This window comes from Pseudoalteromonas maris, from assembly GCF_049257235.1.
Classification (GTDB): Bacteria; Pseudomonadota; Gammaproteobacteria; order Enterobacterales; family Alteromonadaceae; genus Pseudoalteromonas.
The window spans coordinates 63,094-89,833 of the sequence record NZ_JBMMUF010000009.1; the positions used below are offsets into that span (position 1 = coordinate 63,094).

23 protein-coding genes are annotated in these 26,740 nt (G+C 45.3%); 12 read left to right on the top strand and 11 right to left on the bottom strand.

Translation table 11 applies throughout. The features are described 5' to 3' along the window. Window positions 1–40: 40 nt before the first annotated feature. The 9 genes from AAEU32_RS12665 to AAEU32_RS12705 form a co-directional block, all read right to left on the bottom strand. Window positions 41–2,824, bottom strand: a complete 2,784-nt coding sequence (locus tag AAEU32_RS12665) for a M16 family metallopeptidase (protein WP_421970897.1) — start codon at window positions 2,822–2,824, stop codon at window positions 41–43. Between the two features lie 232 nt (window positions 2,825–3,056). Continuing rightward, a complete protein-coding gene (locus tag AAEU32_RS12670; protein ID WP_421970898.1) occupies window positions 3,057–3,716 on the bottom strand; it encodes a CoA transferase subunit B in 660 nt (219 codons plus the stop codon). Between the two features lie 11 nt (window positions 3,717–3,727). Continuing rightward, on the bottom strand, window positions 3,728–4,429 hold the full coding sequence (locus tag AAEU32_RS12675) for a CoA transferase subunit A (RefSeq protein WP_421970899.1): 702 nt from the start codon (window positions 4,427–4,429) through the stop codon (window positions 3,728–3,730). 20 nt (window positions 4,430–4,449) lie between these two features. Continuing rightward, window positions 4,450–5,364 carry a hydroxymethylglutaryl-CoA lyase gene (locus AAEU32_RS12680; protein WP_421970900.1) on the bottom strand — a complete coding sequence of 305 codons (915 nt, stop codon included), beginning with the start codon at window positions 5,362–5,364 and terminating at the stop codon, window positions 4,450–4,452. Next, window positions 5,364–7,322, bottom strand: a complete 1,959-nt coding sequence (locus AAEU32_RS12685; protein WP_421970901.1) for an acetyl/propionyl/methylcrotonyl-CoA carboxylase subunit alpha — start codon at window positions 7,320–7,322, stop codon at window positions 5,364–5,366. Before AAEU32_RS12685 ends, AAEU32_RS12680 begins: the two co-directional genes overlap by 1 nt. Before the next feature lie 3 nt (window positions 7,323–7,325). Continuing rightward, window positions 7,326–8,102 carry an enoyl-CoA hydratase-related protein gene (locus AAEU32_RS12690; RefSeq protein ID WP_421970902.1) on the bottom strand — a complete coding sequence of 259 codons (777 nt, stop codon included), beginning with the start codon at window positions 8,100–8,102 and terminating at the stop codon, window positions 7,326–7,328. An 8-nt stretch (window positions 8,103–8,110) separates the two neighbouring features. Continuing rightward, window positions 8,111–9,718 carry a carboxyl transferase domain-containing protein gene (locus tag AAEU32_RS12695; RefSeq protein WP_421970903.1) on the bottom strand — a complete coding sequence of 536 codons (1,608 nt, stop codon included), beginning with the start codon at window positions 9,716–9,718 and terminating at the stop codon, window positions 8,111–8,113. 8 nt (window positions 9,719–9,726) lie between these two features. Next, complete coding sequence (locus AAEU32_RS12700; protein WP_421970904.1) at window positions 9,727–10,902, bottom strand: isovaleryl-CoA dehydrogenase; 1,176 nt, start codon at window positions 10,900–10,902, stop codon at window positions 9,727–9,729. Between the two features lie 5 nt (window positions 10,903–10,907). After that, window positions 10,908–11,312 (bottom strand): MerR family transcriptional regulator, encoded by a 405-nt coding sequence (locus tag AAEU32_RS12705; RefSeq protein WP_421970905.1) that lies wholly within the window; start codon window positions 11,310–11,312, stop codon window positions 10,908–10,910. A 290-nt stretch (window positions 11,313–11,602) separates the two neighbouring features. On the opposite strand from AAEU32_RS12705, the gene AAEU32_RS12710 reads away from it, so the two are divergent. The 7 genes from AAEU32_RS12710 (at window position 11,603) to AAEU32_RS12740 (ending at window position 19,162) form a co-directional block, all read left to right on the top strand. Next, window positions 11,603–12,796, top strand: a complete 1,194-nt coding sequence (locus tag AAEU32_RS12710) for a thiolase family protein (RefSeq protein WP_421970906.1) — start codon at window positions 11,603–11,605, stop codon at window positions 12,794–12,796. A 63-nt stretch (window positions 12,797–12,859) separates the two neighbouring features. Continuing rightward, window positions 12,860–14,350, top strand: coding sequence for a CoA-acylating methylmalonate-semialdehyde dehydrogenase (locus tag AAEU32_RS12715; RefSeq protein WP_421970907.1), 1,491 nt, complete (start codon window positions 12,860–12,862; stop codon window positions 14,348–14,350). 63 nt (window positions 14,351–14,413) lie between these two features. Continuing rightward, the gene (locus tag AAEU32_RS12720) at window positions 14,414–15,571 is read left to right on the top strand and encodes an acyl-CoA dehydrogenase family protein (RefSeq protein WP_421970908.1); all 1,158 of its coding nucleotides are present in this window, start codon (window positions 14,414–14,416) and stop codon (window positions 15,569–15,571) included. Between the two features lie 8 nt (window positions 15,572–15,579). Further along, entirely contained in the window at window positions 15,580–16,356 is a 777-nt protein-coding gene (locus AAEU32_RS12725; RefSeq protein WP_421970909.1) for an enoyl-CoA hydratase, read from the top strand. Beyond that, window positions 16,356–17,489 (top strand): enoyl-CoA hydratase/isomerase family protein, encoded by a 1,134-nt coding sequence (locus AAEU32_RS12730; protein ID WP_421970910.1) that lies wholly within the window; start codon window positions 16,356–16,358, stop codon window positions 17,487–17,489. Before AAEU32_RS12725 ends, AAEU32_RS12730 begins: the two co-directional genes overlap by 1 nt. Before the next feature lie 9 nt (window positions 17,490–17,498). After that, a complete protein-coding gene (mmsB, locus tag AAEU32_RS12735) occupies window positions 17,499–18,386 on the top strand; it encodes a 3-hydroxyisobutyrate dehydrogenase (protein WP_421970911.1) in 888 nt (295 codons plus the stop codon). A 2-nt stretch (window positions 18,387–18,388) separates the two neighbouring features. Next, window positions 18,389–19,162 (top strand): SDR family oxidoreductase, encoded by a 774-nt coding sequence (locus AAEU32_RS12740; RefSeq protein ID WP_421970912.1) that lies wholly within the window; start codon window positions 18,389–18,391, stop codon window positions 19,160–19,162. Between the two features lie 51 nt (window positions 19,163–19,213). Here AAEU32_RS12740 and AAEU32_RS12745 read toward each other — a convergent pair whose 3' ends face one another. Continuing rightward, window positions 19,214–20,959, bottom strand: a complete 1,746-nt coding sequence (locus AAEU32_RS12745; protein WP_421970913.1) for a hypothetical protein — start codon at window positions 20,957–20,959, stop codon at window positions 19,214–19,216. A gap of 160 nt (window positions 20,960–21,119) precedes the next feature. Here AAEU32_RS12745 and AAEU32_RS12750 point away from each other — a divergent pair, with 160 nt between their 5' ends. Next, window positions 21,120–22,937: a protein kinase domain-containing protein gene (locus AAEU32_RS12750; RefSeq protein WP_421970914.1), complete on the top strand. Its 1,818-nt coding sequence runs from the start codon at window positions 21,120–21,122 to the stop codon at window positions 22,935–22,937. A gap of 487 nt (window positions 22,938–23,424) precedes the next feature. Then, entirely contained in the window at window positions 23,425–23,595 is a 171-nt protein-coding gene (gene rmf, locus AAEU32_RS12755; RefSeq protein WP_421970915.1) for a ribosome modulation factor, read from the top strand. Between the two features lie 229 nt (window positions 23,596–23,824). On the opposite strand, the gene fabA is transcribed toward rmf, so the two are convergent. Then, a complete protein-coding gene (gene fabA / locus AAEU32_RS12760; protein ID WP_421970916.1) occupies window positions 23,825–24,340 on the bottom strand; it encodes a bifunctional 3-hydroxydecanoyl-ACP dehydratase/trans-2-decenoyl-ACP isomerase in 516 nt (171 codons plus the stop codon). 240 nt (window positions 24,341–24,580) lie between these two features. On the opposite strand from fabA, the gene AAEU32_RS12765 reads away from it, so the two are divergent. Genes AAEU32_RS12765 through AAEU32_RS12775 form a run of 3 tightly spaced genes read left to right on the top strand, consistent with a single transcriptional unit; the run spans window position 24,581 to window position 26,718 of the window. Then, window positions 24,581–25,438, top strand: coding sequence for a 6-carboxytetrahydropterin synthase (locus AAEU32_RS12765; RefSeq protein ID WP_421970917.1), 858 nt, complete (start codon window positions 24,581–24,583; stop codon window positions 25,436–25,438). After that, window positions 25,431–26,288, top strand: a complete 858-nt coding sequence (locus AAEU32_RS12770) for a M23 family metallopeptidase (RefSeq protein WP_421970918.1) — start codon at window positions 25,431–25,433, stop codon at window positions 26,286–26,288. Before AAEU32_RS12765 ends, AAEU32_RS12770 begins: the two co-directional genes overlap by 8 nt. After that, window positions 26,281–26,718, top strand: a complete 438-nt coding sequence (locus tag AAEU32_RS12775; protein WP_421970919.1) for an acyl-CoA thioesterase — start codon at window positions 26,281–26,283, stop codon at window positions 26,716–26,718. Before AAEU32_RS12770 ends, AAEU32_RS12775 begins: the two co-directional genes overlap by 8 nt. The last annotated feature ends 22 nt before the right edge of the window (window positions 26,719–26,740 follow it).

Below are 26,740 nucleotides of genomic sequence, written 5' to 3' on the forward strand. Positions count from 1 at the left end.
AAGCCCCTTAATTAAGGGGCTTTCAGTGTTACTAAAGCGACTAATCTAAGTAAATAACTTCACCTAAATTGAGGCTCTCGATTTGTCCTTTAATCTTCTCTTTGTCACCCACGATAACCCATGTAAGTTGTTGTGGGTTTATTAACTTTTTCGCTTCTTGTTGGATAGTCGCAACATCAGGTGTACGCACCAAATCCGCATAACTCTCTAGGTAAGAAACGTCACGTCCACTGTCATAGGCATCAGCTAGCGCGTTAAGTAAGGACTGTTTCTTCTCATAACGCCCCGGAAGCTTAGCCGTTTTATTCGCTACGACTTTTGCAAGTTCATCTTCAGTAGCAGGTGTATCACCGATATAGCCATTGAGTTCTTTAAGGATCTCTTGAATCGATTCTTTCGTTTTATCAGTTTGAACCGGCGCATAAACAAAGAACGGGCTTTGAGCATCGGTATTCATCAAGATAGTACGAGCGCCATACGACCAACCTTTGTCTTCACGTAAGTTCATGTTCATACGTGATGTAAAGCTGCCGCCTATGATAGTGTTCATCATATCCAGCGTGACTTCGTCTTGGGCACTTAATTGTTGTGAATTAGGGCCTAGCAAACCAGAGATAATTAGTGACTGTGGCGACTCAGGTTTATCTAAAACAAACACGCGCGCTTTATCTGCAGCTGCCACCTCAGGGATCATCAGCGTGGGTGTTTGTGAGTTAGGCTTTTGCCACGAGGCCAGAGCACTCTCAAGTGACGATTGAAGCTGTGACTTGTCGATGTCACCCACTACAACAAGGCGACCTAAATCAGGGCGCATCCATTTTGAGGTAAAGGCGAGCAGATCATCACGGCTAATATTGGCGACAGAATCCTCAGTACCAGAGCCAGTTAATGCTTTGCCGTATGGGTGATCCTCACCGTATAGTAGTGGTGGCAGGACGCGCAGGGCATTGGTCATTGGGCGTGCTTTTTCTTGCTTTATGCCTTGTAATATAAGTTTACGCACACGTTCTATGTCGCTATCAGCAAATGTAGGGCGTTGTAATACATCTGAAAAAAGCGCTAGGCTCTTTTGCCAGTTCACTGTCATTGCTGACATTGAAATCGACGTGCTGTCTAGGCTGGCACTTGTTGAGATAGAAGCACCTAGTTTCTCGAGTTCGCCTGCAAGCTGCAGCGCATTTAGCTCACCTGCACCTTCATCTAACATATTTGCAGCGAAGTTTGCGACACCAGGTAACTGGTTTGAGTCAGTTGCAGTGCCCACATCTAAATCTAGGCGTAGATTAATAACAGGCGTATCGCTGCGCTGTGCAAGAACAACTTCCAGGCCATTACTTAAAGTGAAGGAGGTGACTTCTGGAAGCTCAAGAGTAGGGACGTCGCCAGCAGCAGGTACACCTGTAGAGCGATCAACACCACTTTCGCTTGAAGCCAGTTTGTCAAACGGATGTACAGTTAAAACAAAATCTCCATCGCTTAGCCAGCGTTTTGCAGCTGCTTTAACATCGCTAGGTGTTGCATTTGCGCTTATAGCAAACGCTTCTTGATAAAAACCAGGGTTCTCATGATATACGGCACCTGATGCCAATACATCCGACTTACCGCCAAAACCACCTACACCTTCAACACGTTTTACCCAACCAGCTGCATTAGCAAATTTAATGCGGTTTAACTCATCTAGTGTCGGGCCTTGATCAATTACGCGGGCAATTTCTTCATCGATGATGGCTTCGATTTTATCGATATTTGCTTTATCTAAAGCGTCCGCACCTATGATGATTTGGCCAGCAAGCGTGCGCTGATAATTGTACGCAAATACACTCGATGCAAGCTGTTCATCGTAAACTAGGCGTTGGTAAAGGCGTGAATTTTTACCGCCAGCAAGAACATCGCTTAGTAATGACAGGTATTCGCCATCAATGCTGCCTTTTTCTGCTGTATTCCAGACTTTTACAATACGTGACGCTGGCACTCGGTCTTGAATAACCAAGCGTGTTTGTTCATCTCGTTTAGCTATCCATTTCTCAAGCTTGGCAACAGGTTTGCCAGGTTTGATATCACCAAAGAAGGTGTTTACTTTTTGTTTGGCTGTCTCAACATCTATGTCACCTGCGAGCACTAACACTGCGTTATTAGGGCCATAGAAATCTTTAAACCATTGATGCACATCATCAAGTGACGCTGCGTTCAGATCTTCCATTGAACCAATAACAGACCATGAATATGGGTGACCTTGAGGGAAGGTATATTTCCATATATTGTCCCACATTGTGCCATAAGGCTGAGACTCACCTTGGCGTTTTTCGTTTTGAACAACGCCGCGTTGTTCATCGAGTTTTTCTTGGGTGACTGCGCCTAGTAGGTGACCCATGCGCTCTGATTCCATCCATAGCGCCATATCTAAAGCGGGAGTAGGGACGTTTTGGAAGTAATTGGTTCTGTCAGAGTTAGTTGTACCATTTTGCTCTGTCGCCCCAGCACGTTCGAATGGACCAAAATATTCGTCATCGTAGTTTTCGGTGCCATTAAACATTAGGTGTTCAAATAAGTGAGCGAAGCCTGTTTTACCGACTTTTTCGTTCTTTGCACCAACGTCATACCATACGTTTACCGCAACGATGGGTGCTTTTCTATCAGTATGAACGATCACCTTAAGGCCGTTATCTAGCGTAAACATGTCATATTTGATATCAACGAAAGGCAAATTAGCTGTTTGACTTGCCGCTTTCACTGCTGCGCTTGAAGTATTGCTGTCAGTTGTGGCACAGCCACTGAGCGACAACATTACTGCCATGCTTATCGCGCTGAGGGTCATTTTCTTCATTATTTTTCCTTAATTAACTATGCTGGACTCCCAGAAATTCACGGTTAATTTAGCATTACTAAAGTGTTAATGACATTAAATGGCGATAGATTGCACAAGGTAGAGTGTAACGAAATATGTAACTTTGAATGGCATAAAAAAAACCCCTCAAAAGAGGGGTTTTGGGTAACACAGTGCCAACTAGCACTGGGAATGAGGACGGTACATAAGGGCGCCTAAATAGGTTTGCCCGTTAGTCAAAGCTCATTTCTGGCACATCGCCTTCAACGATGAGTTTACCCGCTGTTTTGCTGATTATTTCATCAACACTAACACCAGGAGCGCGTTCTAGCAAATGAAATGCGCCATCTTTGACTTCTAACACAGCTAAGTCAGTTACGATTTTCTTTACGCAATTTACACCGGTTAGGGGTAATTCGCAGTGCTCAAGTAACTTTGAATCGCCGTGCTTACTAGCATGGGTCATGGTGACAATAATGTTCTTTGCACCTGCGACGAGATCCATCGCTCCACCCATGCCTTTGATTAACTTTTTCGGGATCATCCACGAGGCAATGTTGCCGTGCTGATCTACTTCAAATGCACCAAGTACCGTCAAGTCTACATGACCACCACGTATCATGGCAAAGCTATCTGCGCTATTAAATATAGCCGCTCCTGTAGCAGCTGTAACGGTTTCTTTACCCGCGTTAATCATATCAGCATCGAGCTCATCTTCAGTAGGGTAAGGGCCCATACCGAGAAGACCATTTTCTGATTGCAACATCACCTCAATGCCCTGAGGAACGTAGTTTGCAACCAAAGTTGGGATGCCAATACCTAGGTTTACGTAATAACCATCTTGTAATTCTTTTGCCACGCGCTGCGCGATTTGTTCACGATTTAATGACATGCTCAATCTCCTTAAGCGTTGCGCGTTGTTACACGTTCAATACGTTTCTCAAAGTCACCTTTGATCACACGATTCACATAAATACCAGGCGTATGAATCTGACTCGGATCTAACTCACCTGGTTCGACGATTTCTTCAACTTCGGCCACTGTAATTTTACCTGCAGTCGCAGCCATAGGGTTGAAGTTCATGGCTGTGTGGCGAAATACCAAGTTGCCATAACGGTCTGCTTTCCACGCTTTGACGATGGCGAATTCGCCAGTAATAGACTCTTCAAGAATATATGGGCGACCGTCGAATTCTTTGACTTCTTTGCCCTCGGCTACTGGTGTCCCAAAACCTGTGGCGGTATAAAAAGCCGGGATGCCAGCGCCACCAGCACGCATTTTCTCTGCAAGTGTGCCTTGAGGTGTTAATTCGACCTCTAGCTCGCCATCAAGCATTTGCTTTTCAAATAAGGCGTTCTCACCCACGTAAGAGGCAATGATTTTTTTGATTTGTTTGTCTTGCAATAAGATACCTAAACCGAAATCATCAACACCACAGTTGTTTGAGACAACAGTTAGGTCGGTGGTGCCCATGCGTTTAATTTCTGCGATTAGGCCCTCAGGGATACCGCATAGGCCGAAACCACCAGCGATGATGGTGTCACCATCTTTAAGCCCAGCCATGGCTTCGCTATAACTATTTACTACTTTATTAAATCCGGACATGTCTAAGCACTCCTTGGTTTTTATTGTTCACTGGCCAATATGGCATTGGCAACTTTACTTTGTGGCTTTTTGCCCAGCGCTTTACAGATTGCGTCGCCAGCGTGGGCCAGTGTTTTTAAATCAATTCCCGTGTCTATGCCAAGCTTTTGCAACAGATAGACAACATCTTCGGTGGCAACATTTCCTGACGCACCCTTGGCATATGGACAACCGCCAAGCCCAGCCACTGCACTATCAACAGTGCTAATGCCCATTTTCAATGCCGCATAGATGTTACTTATTGCTTGGCCATAGGTGTCATGAAAGTGCACGGCAAGCTTGCCTGCATCAATGTGTTCGAGCAGCAGTGTCAATAAAGACTCGACTTGATTAGCTGTGCCAACACCTATGGTATCGCCTAAGCTCACTTCATAGCAGCCAAGGGCCAACAATTGTTTACACACCGACAGTACTTGCTGTGGATCTACATCGCCTTGATAAGGGCAGCCAAGGACGCAGCTAACATAGCCGCGCACCTTAATACCATGTTCATTAGCAAGTTCGACCACGGGCCTAAAGCGCTCGATACTTTGTTCTATCGAGCAATTGATATTCTTTTGCGTAAACGCTTCGCTTGCCGCAGTAAAAATGGCAAATTCACCTACGTTAGCAGCGAGCGCCAACTCGGCACCTTTTAAATTTGGGGTTAGGGCGCTGTAAAGAACATCACCTTGTCGTGTTATCGACGCAAAGACGTCACTCGAGTCTGCCATTTGCGGCACCCATTTAGGGGATACAAACGCGCCCCCTTCGATGTGCTTTAATCCCGCTGTAATTAGGCTGTTAATAAGCGTTACTTTGTCTTCGGTAGTGACACTTTGTTCGTTTTGTAAGCCATCGCGTGCGCCTACTTCAACAATGCGTACAGACCTAGGAAAATGTGTTGCGCAGCTCATCAACTGTGCTCCTCTACAACCGCAAGAAGCGCACCATGACTAACAAGCTCACCTTCACCGTAGCAATAGCTTGTAAGTACACCGTCAAACGGAGCATTAAGTGTGTATTCCATTTTCATGGCTTCCATCACGACAATGGCGTCGCCTTGTTTCACATCACTACCTAAAGTCAACAGATGCTTTACGACAGTGCCATTCATTGGCGCCGCTAGTGCATCACTGCCAGCTTGCTCTGCACCAATGTAATGCTTTGATGTGAGGTTAAAGGCATATTGACGTCCGCAAAGAAGGACGGTCAAAGTGTCTTCATCGATTGTGGCATCCGCACTGAGGCGTTGGCCGTTAACAACGGCGATATAGGTCCCATCGCCTAAATGTTCGCCTTTTAACGAATAAGACTCACCATCAATATCAAGCATTAAGCCGCTAGTATTGGCATGAAGCACGATGTCATGATCGGCTAAGGGAACTTTGATTTCATTAACAGAATTGAGTTTGAAGCCACAAAGCTGGGTCCAAGGTGAACTGCGTTTAGCGTCTTTTGCTTGTAAATGGCAGTAGTATACCCAGGCCGCCATCGCCATAGTCAGGTGATCAGGTTGTGGCTGGGCAGTGAGCTCATCGCAGTGATTATCGATGAAGTGCGTATCCATTGTCGCATCTTGCAGCGGTTTTGCTTGGCAAAGCGCTATGAGAAAGTCAATGTTGGCACTAACACCACCAACAAACGTCTCATTTAATGAGCGCTCTAACAATGCCAATGCGTGTGTTCTGTTATCGGCTTTGACGATGAGCTTTGCAACCATAGGATCGTAGAAAGAACTGATCTCGTCGCCACACGTCACTCCTGTATCAACACGCACATCTTGCGTTTGCGTAGGGAAACGCAAATGGGTCAATGTGCCACTGCTTGGCATGAATTGTTGACTTGGGTCTTCTGCGTATAGGCGTGCTTCAAAACTATGACCACTAATTGTTACTTGCTCTTGGCTCAGTGGCAGTTGCGCACCTGAGGCAACTTCTATTTGCCATTTTACAAGATCAACTCCGGTTACCATCTCAGTCACAGGATGTTCAACTTGCAGACGAGTGTTCATCTCCATAAAGAAGAACTCTTCGCCACATAGCAAAAATTCGACAGTACCCGCACCAACATAGTCAATCGCTTGGGCACAACGCACGGCTGCTTCACCCATGGCTTTGCGCATTGTGTCGCTAAGACCTGGAGCAGGGGCTTCCTCAATGACTTTTTGGTGGCGACGCTGCAATGAGCAGTCGCGATCACCGAGATAAACACAGTTACCGTGTTTGTCAGCAAAGACTTGTACTTCAACGTGTCGAGGGTTATCAACATAGCGTTCAATAAGCACTAAGTCATTACCAAAGCTACTGATGGCTTCGCGTTTTGCACCTTCGAGCGCGCTCAAAAAGTCACGTTTGTCACGCACTACACGCATGCCTTTACCGCCACCGCCGTAAGCGGCTTTGATAAGCACTGGGTAACCAATTTTATCGGCTTCTGCTGCTAAAAAATCAGGCTCTTGCTTGTCGCCATAATAACCAGGCACCAAAGGAACATTGGCATCCGCCATAATTTCTTTGGCTCGTGTTTTTGATCCCATCGCTTCGATACTTTTGGCGTAAGGGCCTATAAACGTAATGCCTTTTTGTTCACACATCTGTGCAAATGCTTCATTCTCCGACAAGAAGCCATAGCCAGGGTGAATGCAATCGGCACCCGCTTGCTCGGCCACGGCAAATAGCTTGTCCATGTCCAAATAGGAAGATTTGCTTGGCGCAGGGCCAATGTGAAAGGCACTGTCGGCCATTTTCACGTGTTGCGCGTTGGCATCAGCATCTGAATATACGGCAATGGTATGCATGCCTAACGCTTTTGCGCTGCGAATTACACGACAGGCAATCTCACCGCGGTTTGCTATTAGAATTCGTCTAAGCATGATTTATCCTTGTTGTTGCCAAGCAGGGGCTTCTTTGTTGAAAAATGCATTGAGGCCAGCTTGACCTTCGTCGCTAACACGAATCGCAGCGATGCGTTCGGCTGTTAATTGGCGTAGCGACTCATCAATATCTTTACCAGCGACATCATTGATAAGTTGTTTAGCAGCTTTCACTGCCATAGGACCATTGTCGGTAATAATGTCGAGCATGCTGTCGCAGTGCGCTTCGAGATCTTCTGATATGTCATGCACAAGGCCCATGCTGTGGGCTTGCTCTGCCGAAAATAGCTCAGCGGTTAAAAAATAACGTCGCGCATTACGCTCACCAATCGCTTTAATGACGTAGGGGCTGATCACCGCAGGGATTAACCCCAGTTTTACTTCTGATAAGCAAAACTTGGCGGTTGGGCTTGCCAGAGCAATGTCGCATGCTGCAATAAGACCCAGAGCACCACCAAATGCAGCACCTTGTACTAAACAAATTGTCGGGTGAGGGCAGCTGTGCAGCACATGCATGAGTTTCGCCAGTTCAAGTGAATCGGCAACATTGTCTTCAAAACTGTTGTCCTTCATGGATTTCATCCAATTAAGGTCCGCTCCCGCTGAGAAATGCTTACCCTCACTTTTGAGTACTAAGGCCCGAATGTCTAACGTACTGGCATGTTCGATAAGCTTGATCATTTCATTGATAAGCACATCATCAAAGGCGTTATGTTTGTCTACACGTTGTAGTGTCAGGGTCGCTATTTTGCTTTTATTGATATTTAAAGTGACAGACATGTGGACTCCTACATTCTAAATACACCGAACTCGGTGTCTTTTTGTGGAGCATTCGCGGCAGCTTCGAGTGCTAGTCCAAGCACTGAGCGGGTGTCGGCAGGGTCAATTATGCCGTCATCCCATAAGCGCGCACTGGCGTAATATGGATGACCTTGACGCTCATATTGCTCAATAATTGGCTTTTTAAATTCGGCCAATTGCTCATCGGTCATAGATTCACCTGTGCGGGCGAGACCATCTTGTTTCACTTGTGCTAATACACCGGCGGCTTGCTCTCCACCCATTACAGAAATGCGTGCATTTGGCCACATCCACATCATGGTCGGATCGTACGCACGACCACACATACCGTAATTACCTGCGCCGTAAGAGCCGCCAATGAGAACGGTGAACTTAGGTACTTCAGCACATGACACCGCAGTAACCATTTTAGCGCCGTGTTTGGCTATGCCTTCAGCTTCATATTTTTGGCCAACCATAAACCCTGTGATGTTCTGTAAGAACACAAGTGGGATATTACGTTTGGCGCACAGTTGAATAAAGTGAGCGCCTTTTTGTGCAGATTCACTAAATAGCACGCCGTTATTGGCAACGATACCTACAGGGTGACCGTAGATATGAGCAAAGCCAGTAACCAGCGTTTCGCCAAAGTAACGCTTAAACTCGTCAAACGATGAATCGTCAACGATACGTGCGATGACTTCACGTACATCAAAGCTCTTTTTAAGGTCGCTACCGACGATGCCGTAGAGTTCATGAATGTCATAGCGAGGAGGCTTGACCGTTTCTAGCATCTGAGCAACAGGGCGCACATGATTGATACGGGCAATACATTGGCGCGCAATAGACAATGCGTGTTCATCGTTGTCAGCGTAGTGATCGGCGACACCCGACACTTTACAGTGCACATCTGCACCACCTAAATCTTCAGCACTTACCTCTTCGCCAGTGGCTGCTTTAACCAGTGGAGGACCTGCCAAGAATATTGTGCCTTGTTCTTTTACGATAATGCTTTCATCTGCCATTGCGGGTACGTAGGCTCCCCCAGCAGTACACAAACCCATAACGACAGCAATCTGTGGAATACCTTTTGCTGACATACGGGCTTGGTTGAAGAAGATGCGACCGAAGTGCAGTTTGTCTGGGAATACTTCGTCTTGCTCTGGCAAGTTGGCACCGCCTGAATCGACAAGGTAGATGCAGGGTAGGTGACAACGCTCAGCAATCTCTTGAGCACGAAGGTGCTTTTTGACTGTAAGCGGGAAATACGTGCCACCTTTTACTGTTGCATCGTTGCCAACTATCATACATTCAACGCCTTGCACGCGTCCGATACCGGCTACAACACCTGCGCAAGGAATGTCTTGTTCATATACCCCAAATGCGGCGAACTGACCGATTTCCAAAAATGGAGAACCTTCATCAAGCAGGTGCTCAATACGGTCACGTACAAACAACTTACCGCGGCTTTGATGACGCTCAACATACTTTGGGCCACCGCCGCCACGCAATGTGGCAGCTTTATCGTGTAAATCTTTCACCAAGGCGCGCATTGACTCGTCATTTGCGAGAAATTGCGCGTCCTTAGGATTAATCGCAGAGTTTAGTATGGTCATAATGCACCTTATCGGCTTTCGGTGAATAGCTCACGGCCAATTAGCATACGACGGATCTCAGAGGTACCTGCGCCGATTTCGTATAGCTTCGCGTCACGTAATAGACGGCCTGTAGAGTATTCGTTGATATAGCCGTTGCCACCGAGGATTTGAATCGCATCAAGCGCCATCTTCGTAGCCAACTCTGCTGCATAAAGGATTACGCCAGCGGCGTCTTTACGTGTTGTTTCGCCACGGTCACATGCACGAGCTACTGTGTATACGTATGAACGAGCCGCATTCATTTGCGTGTACATATCAGCGATTTTGCCTTGAATTAACTGGAATTGACCAATTGGCGTATCGAACTGCTTACGCTCATGAATATAAGGCACAACGACATCCATACATGCTTGCATGATACCTAGCGGTCCGCCTGCTAACACTACGCGCTCATAGTCAAGGCCGCTCATCAGCACTTTTACACCTTCATTGAGGTTACCCAATATATTTTCTTCAGGTACGGCGCAGTTTTCGAATACGAGTTCACAGGTATTTGAGCCCCGCATGCCTAGTTTGTCGAGCTTTTGTGCTTGTGTGAACCCTGGAGTGTCACGTTCAACGATGAACGCAGTAATGCCTTTAGGGCCAGCGTTAGCGTCTGTTTTTGCGTAAATAACGTAGGTATGTGCATCAGGACCATTGGTGATCCACATTTTATTACCGTTAAGGATGTAGTGATCGCCTTTCTTCTCAGCTTTAAGACGCATAGACACAACGTCTGATCCTGCACCTGGCTCACTCATCGCAAGCGCGCCAATGTGTTCGCCGCTTACCAATTTAGGTAGGTATTTTTGTTTTTGCTCTTCGTTACCGTTGCGGAATATTTGGTTTACACACAGATTAGAATGGGCGCCATAGCTTAGCCCAATAGAAGCGCTTGCACGGCTAATTTCTTCCATCGCAATAACGTGTTCTAGGTAACCAAGACCCGCGCCACCGTACTGCTCGTCAACAGTCATACCCAACAGACCCATTTCGCCAAGTTGTGGCCAAAGCTCGTTGGGGAATTGGTTTGATTCATCGGTTTTCTCGGCAAGAGGCGCGATTTCGGCACTTGCAAAACTATTAACGTGTGAACGGATCATATCGGCTGTTTCGCCCAGGCCGAAGTTGAGTTCTTTATAAAGCGAGATAGTACTCATAATGATTAATCCTGTTGTAAATGTGAGAGTGTTTCGCGGCAGCGTTTTTCCGCTGTTACTAATTCCATTAAAACGACCTTAATGTCGTCCATTTGTTGAATGAGGTGTGCTTTTTTGTCTTCGATAAGATCGAGCATGGTAACGAGCTGTTTAGCACTGGATTTGTCTGCGTCGTAAAGCTCGAATAAGCGACCGGTTTCAGCGAGTGAGAAGCCTAAGCGTTTACCGCGTAGGATCAATTTTAGGCGCACCTTGTCACGCTTTGAGTAAATACGTGTTTGGCCATTGCGACGAGGTGTAATTAGCCCTTGGTCTTCATAAAAGCGAATACTTCGGGTGGTAATGTCAAACTCTTTCGCCAAGTCGCTGATGGAGAAAGTCTGTTCCTGTTGGCTTTGCTCGGTCATCATTATTTAGTCTTATCTACTACAAAATATTAACACCAATATAAGTGAAGTTTACGTAAAGGTAAAGCTGGTTTTATAAACTCTTTTAGAACTAATTATCTATAGATATTTCGGCTCTAGGCAGCGTAAATACTATGGTGTGCGTTTTCGTCAGGATGTTTGCTAGTGTTCATATGTGTTGGTCAGAAAAGTTTACAGCGACTATTTTGTGAGCATTTTGTTTATCTGATTGACGTTGGCGTAAACGTAAATTTTATGTATGCTCAACTGAAACTGATTATGGAGAGATAAAAATGAGCTCACAGCTAAATGACAACGACATCGTTATTGTTAGTGCTAAACGTACCGCTATGGGCGGCTTTATGGGAGCTTTAAGCGGTGCATCAGCAACAGAGCTAGGTGCCACTGCTATTAAAGGCGCTCTAGAGAGCGTAAACATGAACGCTCAAGAAATCGACGAAGTGATCATGGGCTGCGTTTTACCAGCTGGTCTAGGTCAAGCACCTGCACGTCAAGCCATGTTAAAGGCGGGTATGGATAAACACACCGGTGCAACTACTATCAACAAAGTATGTGGTTCAGGCCTCAAAGCTGTCATGCTTGCGCACGACCTGATTAAAGCTGAAAGTGTTAATAGCGTTGTAGCTGGTGGTATGGAAAGTATGACTAACTCACCTTACATGCTACCTAAAGCGCGTGGCGGTATGCGCATGGGCCATGGTGAAGTTAAAGATCACATGATGATGGATGGTCTTGAAGACGCTTATGACAACCTAGCGATGGGGTGCTTCGCCCAAGCTACAGCGGACCAGTACGACATTACCCGCGAGCAAATGGACGAATTTGCTGTTCTGTCACTGGAAAAAGCGAACAAAGCAATTGCGTCTGGCGCCTTTGCAGATGAAGTTGTAGCACACACCATTAGCACTCGTAAGGGTGACGTTGTGGTAGATACAGACGAGCAGCCAGGTAATGCTCGTCCAGACAAAATTCCAGCGTTACGTCCTGCGTTCAAGAAGGACGGCACAATAACCGCTGCTAACTCTTCATCAATCTCAGACGGTGCGGCTGCACTTGTGGTTATGAGTTATGCTGAGGCTCAAAAACAAGGTATGACACCAATTGCTAAGATCAGCGGTCACACTACGCATTCTCGTCTACCTGCTGAATTTACTATCGCACCTGTAGGCGCGATGGAAAAGCTACTGAGCAAACTTGGTTGGGACAAAGACGACGTTGACCTTTGGGAGATCAACGAAGCGTTCGCCATGGTTACTATGCTCGCCATTAATGAGATGGGCCTAAACAAAGACAAAGTAAACGTCAATGGCGGTGCATGTGCGCTTGGTCATCCTATTGGTGCAAGTGGCGCTCGTATTTTAACGACATTGATTCATGCGCTTCGTCAGCAAGGTAAGCAACGCGGTATCGCATCACTGTGTATCGGTGGTGGTGAAGCAGTCGCTCTTGCAGTAGAAGCACTTTAATTTTTTCAAGCGCCCTCATAACAACAATGACTGGGCGCTTTTCATATTTGGGGAGACATGCATATGCATAAGGTACCATTATACATCGGCGGCGAAATGCGCCAGTCAGAATCATCGCAGTGGCTAGACGTTGTTAATCCAGCGAACCAAGAAGTGTTAGCCCAAGTACCTATGGCGACACAGAGCGAAGTGGCAGAAGCGATAGCGTCGGCAAAAGAAGCGTTTCAAACGTGGAAAGAAGTTCCAGTCAGTGAACGCGCTCGAATTATGATGCGATACGCGCAGTTATTAAAAGATCACCACGATGAGCTTGCAACAATCATTTGCCATGAGCTAGGTAAAACATTTGAAGACGCTAAAGGCGACGTATGGCGTGGTATTGAAGTAGTAGAGCAAGCAGCTAATGCACCGTCAAACATGATGGGTGAAACTGTTTCAAACGTAGCACGTAACATCGATACCTATTCATTAATTCAACCACTGGGTGTGTGTGCAGGTGTAACGCCATTTAACTTCCCAGCAATGATCCCATTATGGATGTTCCCATTGGCGATTGTGTGCGGTAATACCTTTGTACTTAAGCCCTCAGAGCAAGACCCACTTACACCAATGCGCTTGGTTGAGTTGTTTGAAGAAGCCGGTGCGCCTAAAGGTGTTCTTCAGGTTGTGCATGGCACCAAATCTCAAGTGGACCAAATTCTTGAGCACCAAGACGTGCGTGCAATTTCATTCGTTGGTTCATGTGGTGTGGGTCAATATATTTATGACAAAGGTACGGCGAACCTTAAGCGCGTACAGTGCTGTGTGGGTGCTAAAAACCACCTTGTTGTAATGCCTGATGCCAACAAGCAAAACGTAATCAATAACCTTGTTGGTTCATCGGTCGGTGCGGCTGGTCAGCGTTGCATGGGTATTTCTGTTGCTGTATTCGTTGGCAGCGCACAGCAATGGGTAGGCGATTTAAAAGAAGCGCTTAGCGTTGTTAAGCCTGGCCCTTGGGATAAAGCGGATTCAGCATACGGCCCACAAACTACCGTGGCGGCAAAACAACGTATTCTTTCGCTTATCGAGCAAGGTAAAGCAGAAGGTGCAGAATGCTTGTTGGACGGCTCTAACTGCACAGTAGAAGGTTATGAGGAAGGTAACTGGGTTGGTCCAACGCTATTTACTAACGTCACCACCGATATGGCAATCTATCGCGAGGAAATCTTCGGTCCGGTCCTTTGCTGTGTATTCGTTGATACGCTTGATGAGGCCATTGCCTTAATCAATGACAATCCATATGGCAACGGAACATCAATTTTCACAGCAAGCGGTGCAGCAGCCCGTAAATTCCAACACCATATCGAAGTAGGCCAAGTAGGTATTAATGTGCCTATTCCTGTGCCGTTACCATTTTTCTCATTCACGGGCTGGAAAGGCTCGTTCTATGGCGATCAGCACACATACGGTAAGCAAGGTGTACGTTTCTACACAGAGACTAAGACAATCACAGCGCGTTGGTTTGAAGACGACGTTGTGAGTGGTCCGAACATGAGTATTCACCTTAAGTAATTCAATTCTTGCAGTGGGCGGTTGATGTCGCCCGCTGAACAATGCAGTACAAGAGAGTAAGTTATGGATTTTAATTTATCAGAAGATCAACTTGCGTTTGCTGATATGGCAGAGCGCTTCGCTGCTCAAGAGATGGCACCATTTGCTGCAAAATGGGACCAAGAGCACATTTTCCCAAAAGAAACGATTCAAAAAGCCGGTGAGCTAGGCTTTTGCGCGTTGTACACGCCTGAAGAAGCCGGTGGTCTGGGCCTTTCACGCTTAGACTCAAGCATCATCTTTGAACAGCTAGCAAAAGGTTGTACAGCAACGACAGCGATGTTGACGATTCACAACATGGCGACTTGGATGGTTGCAAGCTTTGGCACGCAAACAGCGAAAGACACTTACTGTCCAGAGCTGGTAACGGGCGAAAAACTCGCGTCGTATTGTTTAACTGAGCCTGGTAGCGGTTCCGACGCTGCATCGTTAAAAACCAAAGCAGTGCGAGATGGCGACGATTACCTGATCACAGGCTCTAAAATGTTTATCTCTGGTGCTGGTAGCACCGATGTTTTAGTGGTGATGGCGCGTACAGGACAAGATGGTCCTAAAGGCATTAGCGCATTTGTGGTGCCAGCTGACGCCGAAGGTATTAGCTATGGTAAAGCAGAAGAAAAAATGGGCTGGAATGCTCAGCCTACACGCCTTGTGACGTTTGAAAACGTTCGTGTTCCAGCTGATCATCTACTTGGTAATGAAGGCGAAGGCTTTAAGTTTGCTATGCAAGGTCTAGACGGTGGACGCATTAATATTGCGACATGTTCAATTGGTACTGCACAACAGGCACTCAACACTGCCAAAGCATACCTTAAAGAACGTGAACAGTTTGGTAAACCGCTCGCTGCGTTCCAAGCATTGCAGTTCAAGCTTGCTGATATGAATACAGAGCTTGTTGCTGCGCGTCAGATGGTGCGTTTAGCCGCATTTAAACTCGACTCTGGCGACAGTGAAAAGACAGCTTATTGTGCAATGGCTAAACGCTTTGCAACGGATGTTGGTGTAAAGGTGTGTGATGACGCACTGCAGATTCACGGCGGTTACGGCTATATCAAAGAATATCCATTAGAGCGTCATTTGCGCGATGTACGTGTACACCAAATCTTAGAGGGCACAAATGAAATTATGCGCCTAATTGTTGCACGTCGCATCCTAGCTGACGAAGTAAACGAAATTCTGTAGGAGGGAATATGAGCGCACAAATTAAGGTACAAAAGCAGGGTAATACTGCGGTATTAACTATGAGTAATCCACCTGCTAATACGTGGACTGAAGAGACGCTTAAGAGCCTTACAAACATCGTTAATGAGCTAAATGCAGACAAAGACGTGTATGCCTTAGTGATTACTGGTGAAGGTGAAAAGTTTTTCTCAGCGGGTGCTGATTTAAACCTGTTCGCAAGTGGCGATAAAGGCGTTGCTGCACAGATGTCTCAGGTATTTGGTAGCGCATTTGAAACGCTGAGCAACTTCCGTGGTGTCTCTATTGCTGCCATTAATGGTTTTGCAATGGGCGGTGGTTTAGAAGTGGCATTGGCATGCGATATTCGTATTGCAGAAGAGCAAGCACAAATGGCACTTCCTGAAGCCAAAGTAGGCTTGTTGCCTTGTGCTGGTGGTACACAGAACCTGTCATGGCTTGTTGGTGAAGGTTGGGCAAAGCGCATGATTTTATGTGGTGAGCGCCTTAAAGCCGAAAAAGCTTGTGAAATTGGCTTAGTTGAAGAAGTGGTTACTACAGGCGCTTCGCTGGATAAAGCGTTAGAGCTAGCATCACAAGTTGGCGATCAAAGCCCTGTGGCGGTTAGTTACTGTAAAGAGCTTATCCAAAAAGGCCGTCATGGCGATATCACAAGCGCACTACCACTGGAGCGCGAGTTGTTCGTTAAACTTTTCGACACGCAAGATCAAAAAGAAGGCGTCAACGCCTTTTTAGAAAAGCGTAAAGCAAATTGGGTGAATGGCTAATGGACTCTCTTATCCCTCTCAACGATACAGATTCAGAGGTGGTATATGAGTTAGCGCCGTGTTCAAACGGCGCTAAGATTGGACTTGCAACTCTGAATGTTCCTAAAGCGCTCAATGCCCTAAACCTTAACATGATCCGCCTGTTAGATGCGCAGCTTAAACACTGGGCAAATGACGATGAGGTTGCGTTAGTGGTCATCAAAGGCGCGGGTGAAAAAGCATTTTGCGCAGGTGGTGATGTCGTGAGTCTCCACAGCGCTATGGCAACAGGTGAGCCACAAAATTATGGACAAACGTTCTTCACAGAAGAGTATCGTTTAGATTACGCCATTCATTGCTACAACAAACCCGTTATCGTCTGGGGTGATGGCTTCATCATGGGCGGTGGTATGGGCTTGATGGCGGGGGCGAGTCATCGCGTTGTGACCGAGCGTTCAAAATTAGCAATGCCTGAAATCACCATTGGTTTATACCCCGATGTTGGCGGTAGTTATTTCCTGCAAAAAGCGCCAGATCAAGTAGGCCTGTTTCTTGGCCTAACTGGTGCCATTATGAATGCGGACGATGCACGCCATGCTGCACTTGCTGATCATAGTATCGATAGCGATAAGTTCGACTCAGTACTGGCTGTATTGTGTGAGCAAAACTGGGGCAAAACAGCGGGCCTCAATCATGACAAGCTGACGCAAATACTGACAAAGTTTGATGGTGAGTCCAAGGCAATGGAAAAGGGCGGCTTGCGCTTACACCATAATGTCATCGCAAAGCTTGCCCAATACGATACGTTAGCCGCAAAAGTTGATTACTTATTGAGTATTCAAACTGAGGACAAATGGCTCGCTCGAGCGATTAAGACGCTACAAAATGGCTGTCCTCTGAGCGCTCATTTAGTGTATCAGCAATTAAAGCGTGCTCAGGGTTTATCACTCAAAGCATGCTTCAAAATGGAGCTGGGTATGTCGGTGCATTGTTGTGAGGTTGGTGAATTCCAAGAGGGTGTTCGTGCATTGTTGATCGATAAAGACATGACTCCTAAATGGCAGTTTCCGACTCTAGAGAGTGTACCAGATGATGTTGTTGAGCAGTTCTTTGCGCCAAAGTGGGAAAAACATCCACTTGAAACCCTAGTGTAGGAGAGTGTAATGGCGAAGATTGGATTTATCGGCCTTGGTAACATGGGCGGGCCAATGGCACGTAACCTTGTAAAAGCAGGCCACGAAGTAAATGTATTTGATTTAAACCAGCATGCAGTAAGCGAACTCAGTGATGATGGCGCAACCGCGTGTAAAAATTCCACTGATGTCGCTAAAGGCGCTGACTTTGTTATTAGTATGCTGCCTGCGGCAAAGCATGTGACTTCGTTATATTTGGGTGAAGATGGACTTATTAACCATCTTGCTTCGAATACGGTGGTGATCGATTGTTCGACCATCGACGCAGCAAGTGCAAAACATGTAGGCGACACACTGCGTGATAAAGGTATCGCTTTTGTTGACGCGCCTGTTTCAGGGGGAGTCGCAGGTGCGGCGGCCGGTACATTGACATTTATTGTCGGTGGCGAACAAAGTGTGTTTGAAAAAGTGGAGCCTGTCCTCAATAACATGGGCAAAAACATTTTCCACGCGGGTGATATCGGTGCTGGGCAAGTGGCAAAAATTTGCAACAACATGCTCCTCAGTATTCTTATGGCGGGCACAAGTGAAGCACTGCAAATGGGTATAAATCATGGTTTAGACCCTAAGGTGCTATCGCAAATAATGCTTAATAGTTCGGGTCGTAACTGGACGTTGGAACTGTATAACCCGTGTCCAGGTGTCATAGAATCAGTACCGTCCAGTAACAATTATGAGCCTGGTTTTATGGTCGATTTGATGGCTAAGGATCTAGGTCTTGCAATGGAAGCGGCGCAACATTCAGGTTCTGCGACGCCACTTGGCGCGATGAGTAAAAACCTGTACACCATGTTGCAAAACCAAGGCGCAGGTAAGCAAGATTTCAGCTCAATCTTCACTTTATTTGAGAAGAAGTAATTATGGATTTAATGAATAAAACAATTGTTGTCACAGGCGGCGCGCAAGGTCTAGGCCTTGCAATGGCAAGGATGGCAGCACAAAACGGTGCTCAATTAGCACTTATTGATATGGACAGCGCGTTGCTTGACGAAGCAGTGGCCATGTTAAAAAGCGAAACTACAAACAAAGACGCTAAAGTACAAGCCTATGTTGCGAATGTCAGTGTTGAACAAGAAGTGGAAGCAACATTTGCTGCAATTGCACGTGATTTTGGCGCTATCCATGGTTTAATTAATAATGCTGGTATTCTCCGTGACGGCCTATTTATCAAGGCTAAAGACGGCGAGGTGATTGATAAGATGTCGCTGTCGCAGTTTCAGTCAGTGATTGACGTTAACTTAACTGGCGTTTTCCTATGTGGCCGAGAAGCAGCAGTGCACATGGTGCAAAGTGGCGAGGGCGGTGTCATCATCAATATGAGTAGCGTCGCTCGTGCCGGTAACATGGGGCAAACTAATTATTCAGCTGCGAAATCTGGCGTTGTTGCAATGACAACGAGCTGGGCTAAAGAGCTAGGTCGTTTTGGTATTCGTGTAGGTGCTATCGCCCCGGGGGTTATTCGTACCAAGATGACTGATGCAATGAAACCTGAAGCTAAAGAGCGCCTTGTTAAAATGAAACCAGTGGGCCGTTTAGGCGAGGCTGAAGAAATTGCGCATACAGCCAAGTACATTTTTGAGAATGAGTTCTTTACCGGACGCGTTGTTGAAATTGACGGTGGTATTCGTCTATAACACACTGATAGTGTGGATAAGGCGGTCAGCTGTGAGTTGACCGCCTTTTTTTTAGTTTTTACTGATATGAGCGCTAGAGCTCAGCTGTATTCCATGGTCTGTAATGTCGGTATTAAAGCTTCCTTTAATGTTCTGCTCCAGCAACATCTCAAATTCAGGTGGTAACTCTTCTCCTGTTGTTTTTGCTGCGTCAACCATCAGTTTCATTAATGGCGCTAAATCCATTCCCATACCGAGCAAGCCATTTGCCTGTAACGTTTCGGTTTGTAGCTGGTTAGCTGTCTGGGTTGCTTTGTTGCCAGTGAAAACAGTGATGTGGTTGCCCTTAATCGCTATTTTTACATCAAAAGCTAGTTGGTCGCCCAGTTGCAACAATTCAGATAGCGATACCGCTGTGCCGTCCTCTGGGATTGTGACATTAGCTAATTGAGGATTGAAACTTTTCCCAGCATTTAATAGGGTCAGAGGATCCTCAGCACTCAGCGTTGCAATTGCGTCAATACTTTTTACATCTGGCACATCAGGGTTAGTTAAATCAACATTGATGTCGTTGATACTCACACTGACACCTTTAACTCCCGCCAACATACCTGACATCATGGCTACGGCCATTGGGTTAGCTTGTTTTACTTGTTGTTGGGCCATTAATAGCGGCTCACACTGAAATTCAGCCTGAGTGAACGATTGCCAGATGGTATTAGTAAATGAAGAAATTTTTGAGACATCGATACCATATCCAAGGCTAAACATACCCGATGAATTATCAGTAATATGCGCAGGAATGTGGCCGCGTAGTTGCCCCATCGAGTTGAGCAATTGTACGTCGGTGCTCTCTACAACCATATCGATGTCATATTCTGCATATGTTTGTGTCACGTCAAATTTAGACGTACCAAATACAAGAGCGGGGAACTTTGCCGCGATGTTGGGTAAGTCTGTTTTACATCCAGGTGTGCGAATAGCATCAAGCGCCGTGTTATCACCAGCAGCGGCCAAAAACGTATCGATCATTTGTGATAGTCGTGACGGTTTATCAGCAACCAAAGCAGAAATCAGCAGTGTGTTATCAATATAGTTCACTGAGCTGCCGTCCCAATCATATTTATTCACATAATTTTGTAGTTTTTGGGTCGATGATAATGCAACTGCGGGCTTTTTCGTCGCGAGCGCAATCTCAAGGTCTTCCTCAGTGTTAAACATGCTTGAGTTGAAGGTCAACGTAAGCCATTGACCTTGTTTACTGGCGATAAGATCAATGGAACCGGCACTATCTTGAGCCAAAGCAAAGCGTGTATAGGCTACACCGTGGAGCGTGTGCTCGCTGTAACTTAAACCAGATTCATCCGCAGACGCTTTCAACGTATTTATAAAGTTGTCACCGGATGCGAGCTCAAGACGAATGACTGGGGTCATACCAATGGTATAGGCAAGGTAGCGAAACTCTTTACCCAGACCCCACACTTTATCTGCTGTTTTATTTAACATTGCAGCTTCATATTTGCTCAGTAAGGAGAGCATAAAGGCAGAAGCAGGGTTTTGTTCGCCGCTTTGTTCAAATGCCTGTATTAACTCTTCATATTGACTCTTGTAATCATCATTTGGTGCTAATGTTGGTAGCAGATTACTGTATTTTTCATACGGGAAAGGGGTGAGCTGAGAGGCAAATAAAACAGTATCTGCTGGCACGTAATCTAATTGCGCCATGGTAATTTTAGGGGCTGATTGCTGTGTTTGTTGGTAGTAAAGACCGCCACCAATAGCAGCGATAGCAGCAGCGCCGAGTAGGATTTTCTTCATCAGAACTCCATTTCAGTTAATGTTAATAATTAGTGAATAAACAATACGATATTCTCGATGCTCGGACAATGTAAATAACCATTTAAATTGTTTCGTGTTATTTCAGAGGTACACAAAAAAGCGTAAACTAGACAGAGCGTTACAAAAGACTGAGGTGTCTGTGGCACAAAGGCCCATAACCAACTTTTACATCAATGAAGAGCAATCAATTTATTTGCTTTCACATCGTGATGCGAAAAAACATAAGCAATGGCTCAACATCTGTATTAAGCAGTTAACCATGCTTGGCTATCATGATGTTGAATTGATAGGTTCAGGGGCGTTTGGTTTTGTATTCGCAGGTGTCGATGAAAAACACCTGCAATGGGTGTTTAAATTTTCACGCATAACATTGGCACAGTCTGTTCGTGACAGATTGGAAGATGAAGCATTCATGCTGTCACGATTTGATCATCCCATGATCCCAAAATACTTTGCTTTTGAACGCATCAAAAAGCAGGGGATTTTGATGATGGCGCGCTCTAAGGGCCATGATCTAGAGTACTTTTCTATTCGCTCAGGCAAATTTAGCGCCAACCAAGTAGTGAGTTTGGCGTTGGAGCTTCATACCCTGTTGTGTGTGTTGCGTGAACACAAAAATGGTATTGCACGCTCGCCGGTTGTCCATGGCGACATTAAACCTTCTAATTTGGTATGGGATCCCGTCACAAAAGTGCTGTCTTTAGTAGATTGGGGCAGCTCTGTTTATGCGCAGCTAGACGAGTGTCGAGATCCAGTTGGTGCGAACATCATGGATTTGATGTCTTCAGATATCACTAACACCAATGCGCGTATGGGGGATGTTTACTTCATCGGTGATGAGCAAATGTCAGGAGAAAAATCGTCGCCAAGATTCGATGAGCAAGGTGTTGCCTCAACCCTCTATGCACTGGCGTCTGCGCAATCATGCCGCTTCGGTGCAAAGGTGATCCCAGCGAGCTCCCTTGGCTTACCGATGGAATTTGCCAAGGTTATAGACGGTATGTTGTCAAAAGACCAGGGGGTTCGCGATCAAGCCGGGGATTACTTTATGCGTAACATGCCGGCGATGGCAAAAGCCTATATTCCAGATGAGCATAGGGAGCCTAGCAAAGCGATGATCCCTTTTTGGTGTTCACAGGCAACGATTTTGCCAGATACTGTTGTGTATAGCTCACGTAAACAATTTTTACGCCAAGCTGATAGTGAACATCGGCTAGTTGATGTAAATGACGCCCAATTAGAGCGCTACTACCGTGAGTTTTTATTTGATACCGGGGATACCGAAAAGGCATTTTTAGCCTCGATTAGCCGTCTTGCAAAGTATCCGGTGGTGGGCGGCTTAAGTTTTCATTGGAAACACGACAACCTCTTTGTTGAGTCGAGCCTTATTTTGTACGACCACACGCTCGAGTTAGCCTTTCAGGATGCGGTCGATAACACCATTAAATTAGCCCAAGGAATTGAGCAAAAAGGCTTATTCAAGTGCTGTTTGTTTGATGCAAGGCAAACCATCCAATTAGAGCGGGATCACAGTGGTGCTTTTATTTTTGATTCTTTGCCAACGCTCAGCTATGACATTATCGACATCCCAACAGCGGAGACGCTGCGACCTCACTCATATTTTGAAGATGGCAAAGACCCTGATGAGCAGTTACAACTGCCAAAAAAGGTCATACAAAGCGTATTTGAACTCAATAAAATTCATCACACAGGGTGTATTATTTTTGAATCATTGGAGCAGCGTATAAAAATACACCATTATTATCGCTTGCTCGATGCCAGCAAAGAGCTGCGTTTCAAAGAGTTACTCAATGAAATTATGCAATATGCCATGAGCATCGACGGGGTTGGTGTTGCTGGATTTATGAAGCTACCATACAAAAACACCCGCGAATTTTCTTTGTGTAGTCGTCAGCCAGATAATTTTCTTGCTAAAAACCCAAAAAAACATAGTTGATGCAAAAATTAACATGTTTTTAGGAGGCTAAGATCTGCATTATTCGAAGCGCTTATTTTGTGCTTTATCGTCCCGATTTTATCCGACTATTTATTTCTAATATCCGCAAAAATTAAGCTTGAAATATGCAATGAATGACGGCAAATTGAAGTTGTGGGCAAGGGAACTTAATGGTGTTTCTGCAGTCTACATCCAGTGTGGTTTTTTAGTGATGTAACTCTTGATTACCTTCACGCGTGTTCAACACATTGTGAACCACACCAAAGAGAATCTGTTGTTAAAGAGTCCAAGTAAACGGTCGGCGAACTTGAGGTACGACCAAAAATTTTTTTCGAACTAATTTAAAAGAACTGTCAGCCAGTTACGTAATGTCAATACGACTGGTCAAATTTTAAACATTGCATGTGACGGTTTTATTAACTATTCATTACGTGTAGAGAATAAAAACTACACAGTACGAAAACTATAAATGGTGAGGACTTTACCTATGAAGAGACAAAAACGTGATCGTCTAGAACGCGCCCATTCTCAAGGTTACAAAGCAGGCTTGGCAGGCCGCTCAAAAGAAAACTGCCCCTACCAACAACTCGACCCGCGCTCTCAATGGCTCGGTGGATGGCGAGAAGCCATAGAAGAACGATCAATGTATAAAGTCTAATTTGAATTTGAATGAACAACGCCGCTAATTAGCGGCGTTTTTTATGGCTTGCTGTGCTGTGTGCACTTTAGACAAGTTAACCAAAATGGCACAGTGTGCGAGCAGGCTAAATAATGTGTGAACGTCACTAAGATGGTTCTAAGTACACAATTGTATTAAAAAGATCTTATCTTGTTATCACATCAGTCATTGTGCGCTGCATCTGAGTATACGGCGATACCCAGTGGTATTAGAATGCGCTAGTATCTTGGAACAAGCCAACTTTAAGGTCTTTTGCTTCGTAGATCACACGACCATCAACCTCAACTGTACCATCAGCCATACCCATGAATAATTTACGTTTAATAACGCGTTTCATTTCAATGCGGTAGGTTACTTTTTTAGCGGTAGGCAGGATTTGACCTGTGAATTTAACTTCGCCTACACCTAACGCGCGGCCAAGACCTGGGCCACCAGACCAACCTAAGAAAAAGCCTACAAGTTGCCACATAGCGTCAAGACCCAAACAGCCTGGCATTACAGGATCACCTTTAAAATGACAATCAAAGAACCATAGTGATGGGTCTATATCTAGTTCTGCAACGATGTAACCTTTACCGTGTTCACCACCATCTTCTGTAATGGAGACGATACGGTCCATCATTAACATATTGTCACTAGGTAGGCGGCAATTGTTTTCGCCAAACATCTTGCCTTCACCACATAAAACTAAATCTTCTTTTGAGTAGCTATTCTTACGTTCCATAACACACTTTATCGTTTTAAAAATCTGCGGGTACTTTAGCGTACACATGTACGCTAAACAACTCTGAGCAGTGATTTATTCGTGTATTTTTATAGAAGTTTTGTGTAATTACTGTGACAGCAGTGTAAAGAGCAGGTCTTATTAAGAATTATTGCTATTTCAAAGAGTAAAAGGGGGGAAATGTAGGTCTCTAACCTGTATAATTTGCTACAAACTCACATATGCGACATAGGCTATCTTATGATTCTTTTCGTCAATAACCTTACAGTTATCGATTTTTCTTATTTTTGCACCAACCGTGGTCCGGTTGGAGAGAGTTGGATCGTCGATTTAACGTTAGAGGGTGATTTGAATGAAGAGTCTATGGTTTTAGATTTTGCATTGGTTAAGAAGCAAGTGAAACGCATTATTGATGACAGTGTTGACCACTCACTCGCAATTCCAATGTTGGCCGATATAAGTTTCTCAGAAAAAGAACACCTTTGTACCTTTGATGCGCAGTTTGGGGACGGTCACCACATAGCGATGACTGCACCACATCAAGCAATAAGCAAAATAAATGCTGATGTCATTAACGAGAAGACCATCACCGAGCATTTGAAGGCGCTAATCTTGCCGCAACTTCCTAATAATGTGAAAGGCATAGACATTGTATTGCGACCGGAACCGAGTAATAGCTTCTATTATCATTATTCACATGGGTTAAAGAAGCACGATGGCAATTGCCAGCGTATTGTCCACGGTCACAGAAGTACTATTGGTATCGAAATTGACGGTATGCGTATGCCTCGGCTGCACAAACAATGGTGTGAACGTTGGCAAGACATTTACTTGCTAAGTGAAGAAGACAAGGTTGATGCATCCCAACTAGAGCATATAACGGCGAAAGACGGTGATGTATGTAGCCGCTATGAATCAACGCAGGGATTGTTCGAGCTTGCAATGAGCGCGCAACGAGTAGACGTTTTACCCTGTGACACAACGGTAGAGCTGATCAGTGACTTTATCGCTCAAGAAATTAAAAAGCAGCACCCAGACAGTAAAATAAAAGTGACTGCCTACGAAGGCGTGGGTAAAGGTTCAATCAGTTATGCGTAATCTGATTCGCCTTGTTGGTGCATTATGTCTCAGTGCATACACTGGAATATGTGTTGCAGCTTCATCGTCTCTACCATTTCCCTTTGTCAGCGGTCAGATGACGCAAGGGGCAATGTTAGTAGGGCAGATCCCTCAAGCCAAAAAAGTGATGTTTGCAAAGCGCGAACTGCAACTCACCGAACAAGGGTATTTCGTGTTTGGTGTGGGGCGTGATGCAAATCAAAGCCAGGAATTGAAATGGTTAGATGACGCGCAACAATGGCGTACCATCAACTTTAGCATTGCCAAGCGAGATTATAAAATCGACCGTATTGAAGGTGTTGAGCGCAAGTATGTATCGCCACCAAAAGAGGTGCTCGATAGAATTCAAAAAGATGCAGCGCTGGTGAAATCTGCGCGATCTCAAGCATCTAACAGACAAGACTTTTTAAACCCTGTTTACAAACCCGCTGTTGGTCGAATTTCTGGTGTTTATGGCAGTCAACGTTACTTTAATGGTACGCCTAAACGCCCGCATTTTGGTCTTGATATAGCGAATAAAACTGGGACACCTATTTATGCACCACTGAGCGGAAAAGTGGTGCTTGCACAGCCTGATTTATATTATTCAGGCGGTACTGTAATTATGGATCATGGTTATGGGATTACTTCGACCTATATTCATATGCACAAACTCAACGTATCGCTTGGCGATGAAGTCTCTACAGGAGACATTATCGGCCAAATAGGCGCTACGGGAAGGGTGACCGGCCCCCATTTAGATTGGCGTTTTAATTGGTTTAACACCCGATTAGACCCTCAGTTATTAATGATAGATACATTAGCGAGCGAAATTAGCACGAATGACTAACCTTGTTGACAAAGAAGCTGTTGTTAAGCAGCGCATAAAAGATTCAATTACTCACGTAACGAAAACAGTGTTTCCAGGGCGTACGAATCATCACAATACGCTATTTGGTGGTGATGCATTGGCATGGATGGATGAAGTTGCGTTTATTGCAGCAACACGTTTTTGCCGTAAACCACTGGTAACTATTTCGTCAGACAGGGTGGATTTCAAAGAAGCAATCCCAGCAGGCACGTTTGCTGAACTTGTTTCAAAGGTTGTTCATGTTGGTAATACCAGTTTAAAAGTTGATGTAGATATCTTTTTAGAAACGATGCACAAAGACGATAAGCATCTAGCTATTAGTGGCAGTTTTACCTTTGTCGCCGTTGATGAAAACCACAGACCAACACCGGTTGTGTGTGACAAAATGCTCAATGGCTTCAAAGATTAAATAAGAGGAAGCGTATGCTTCC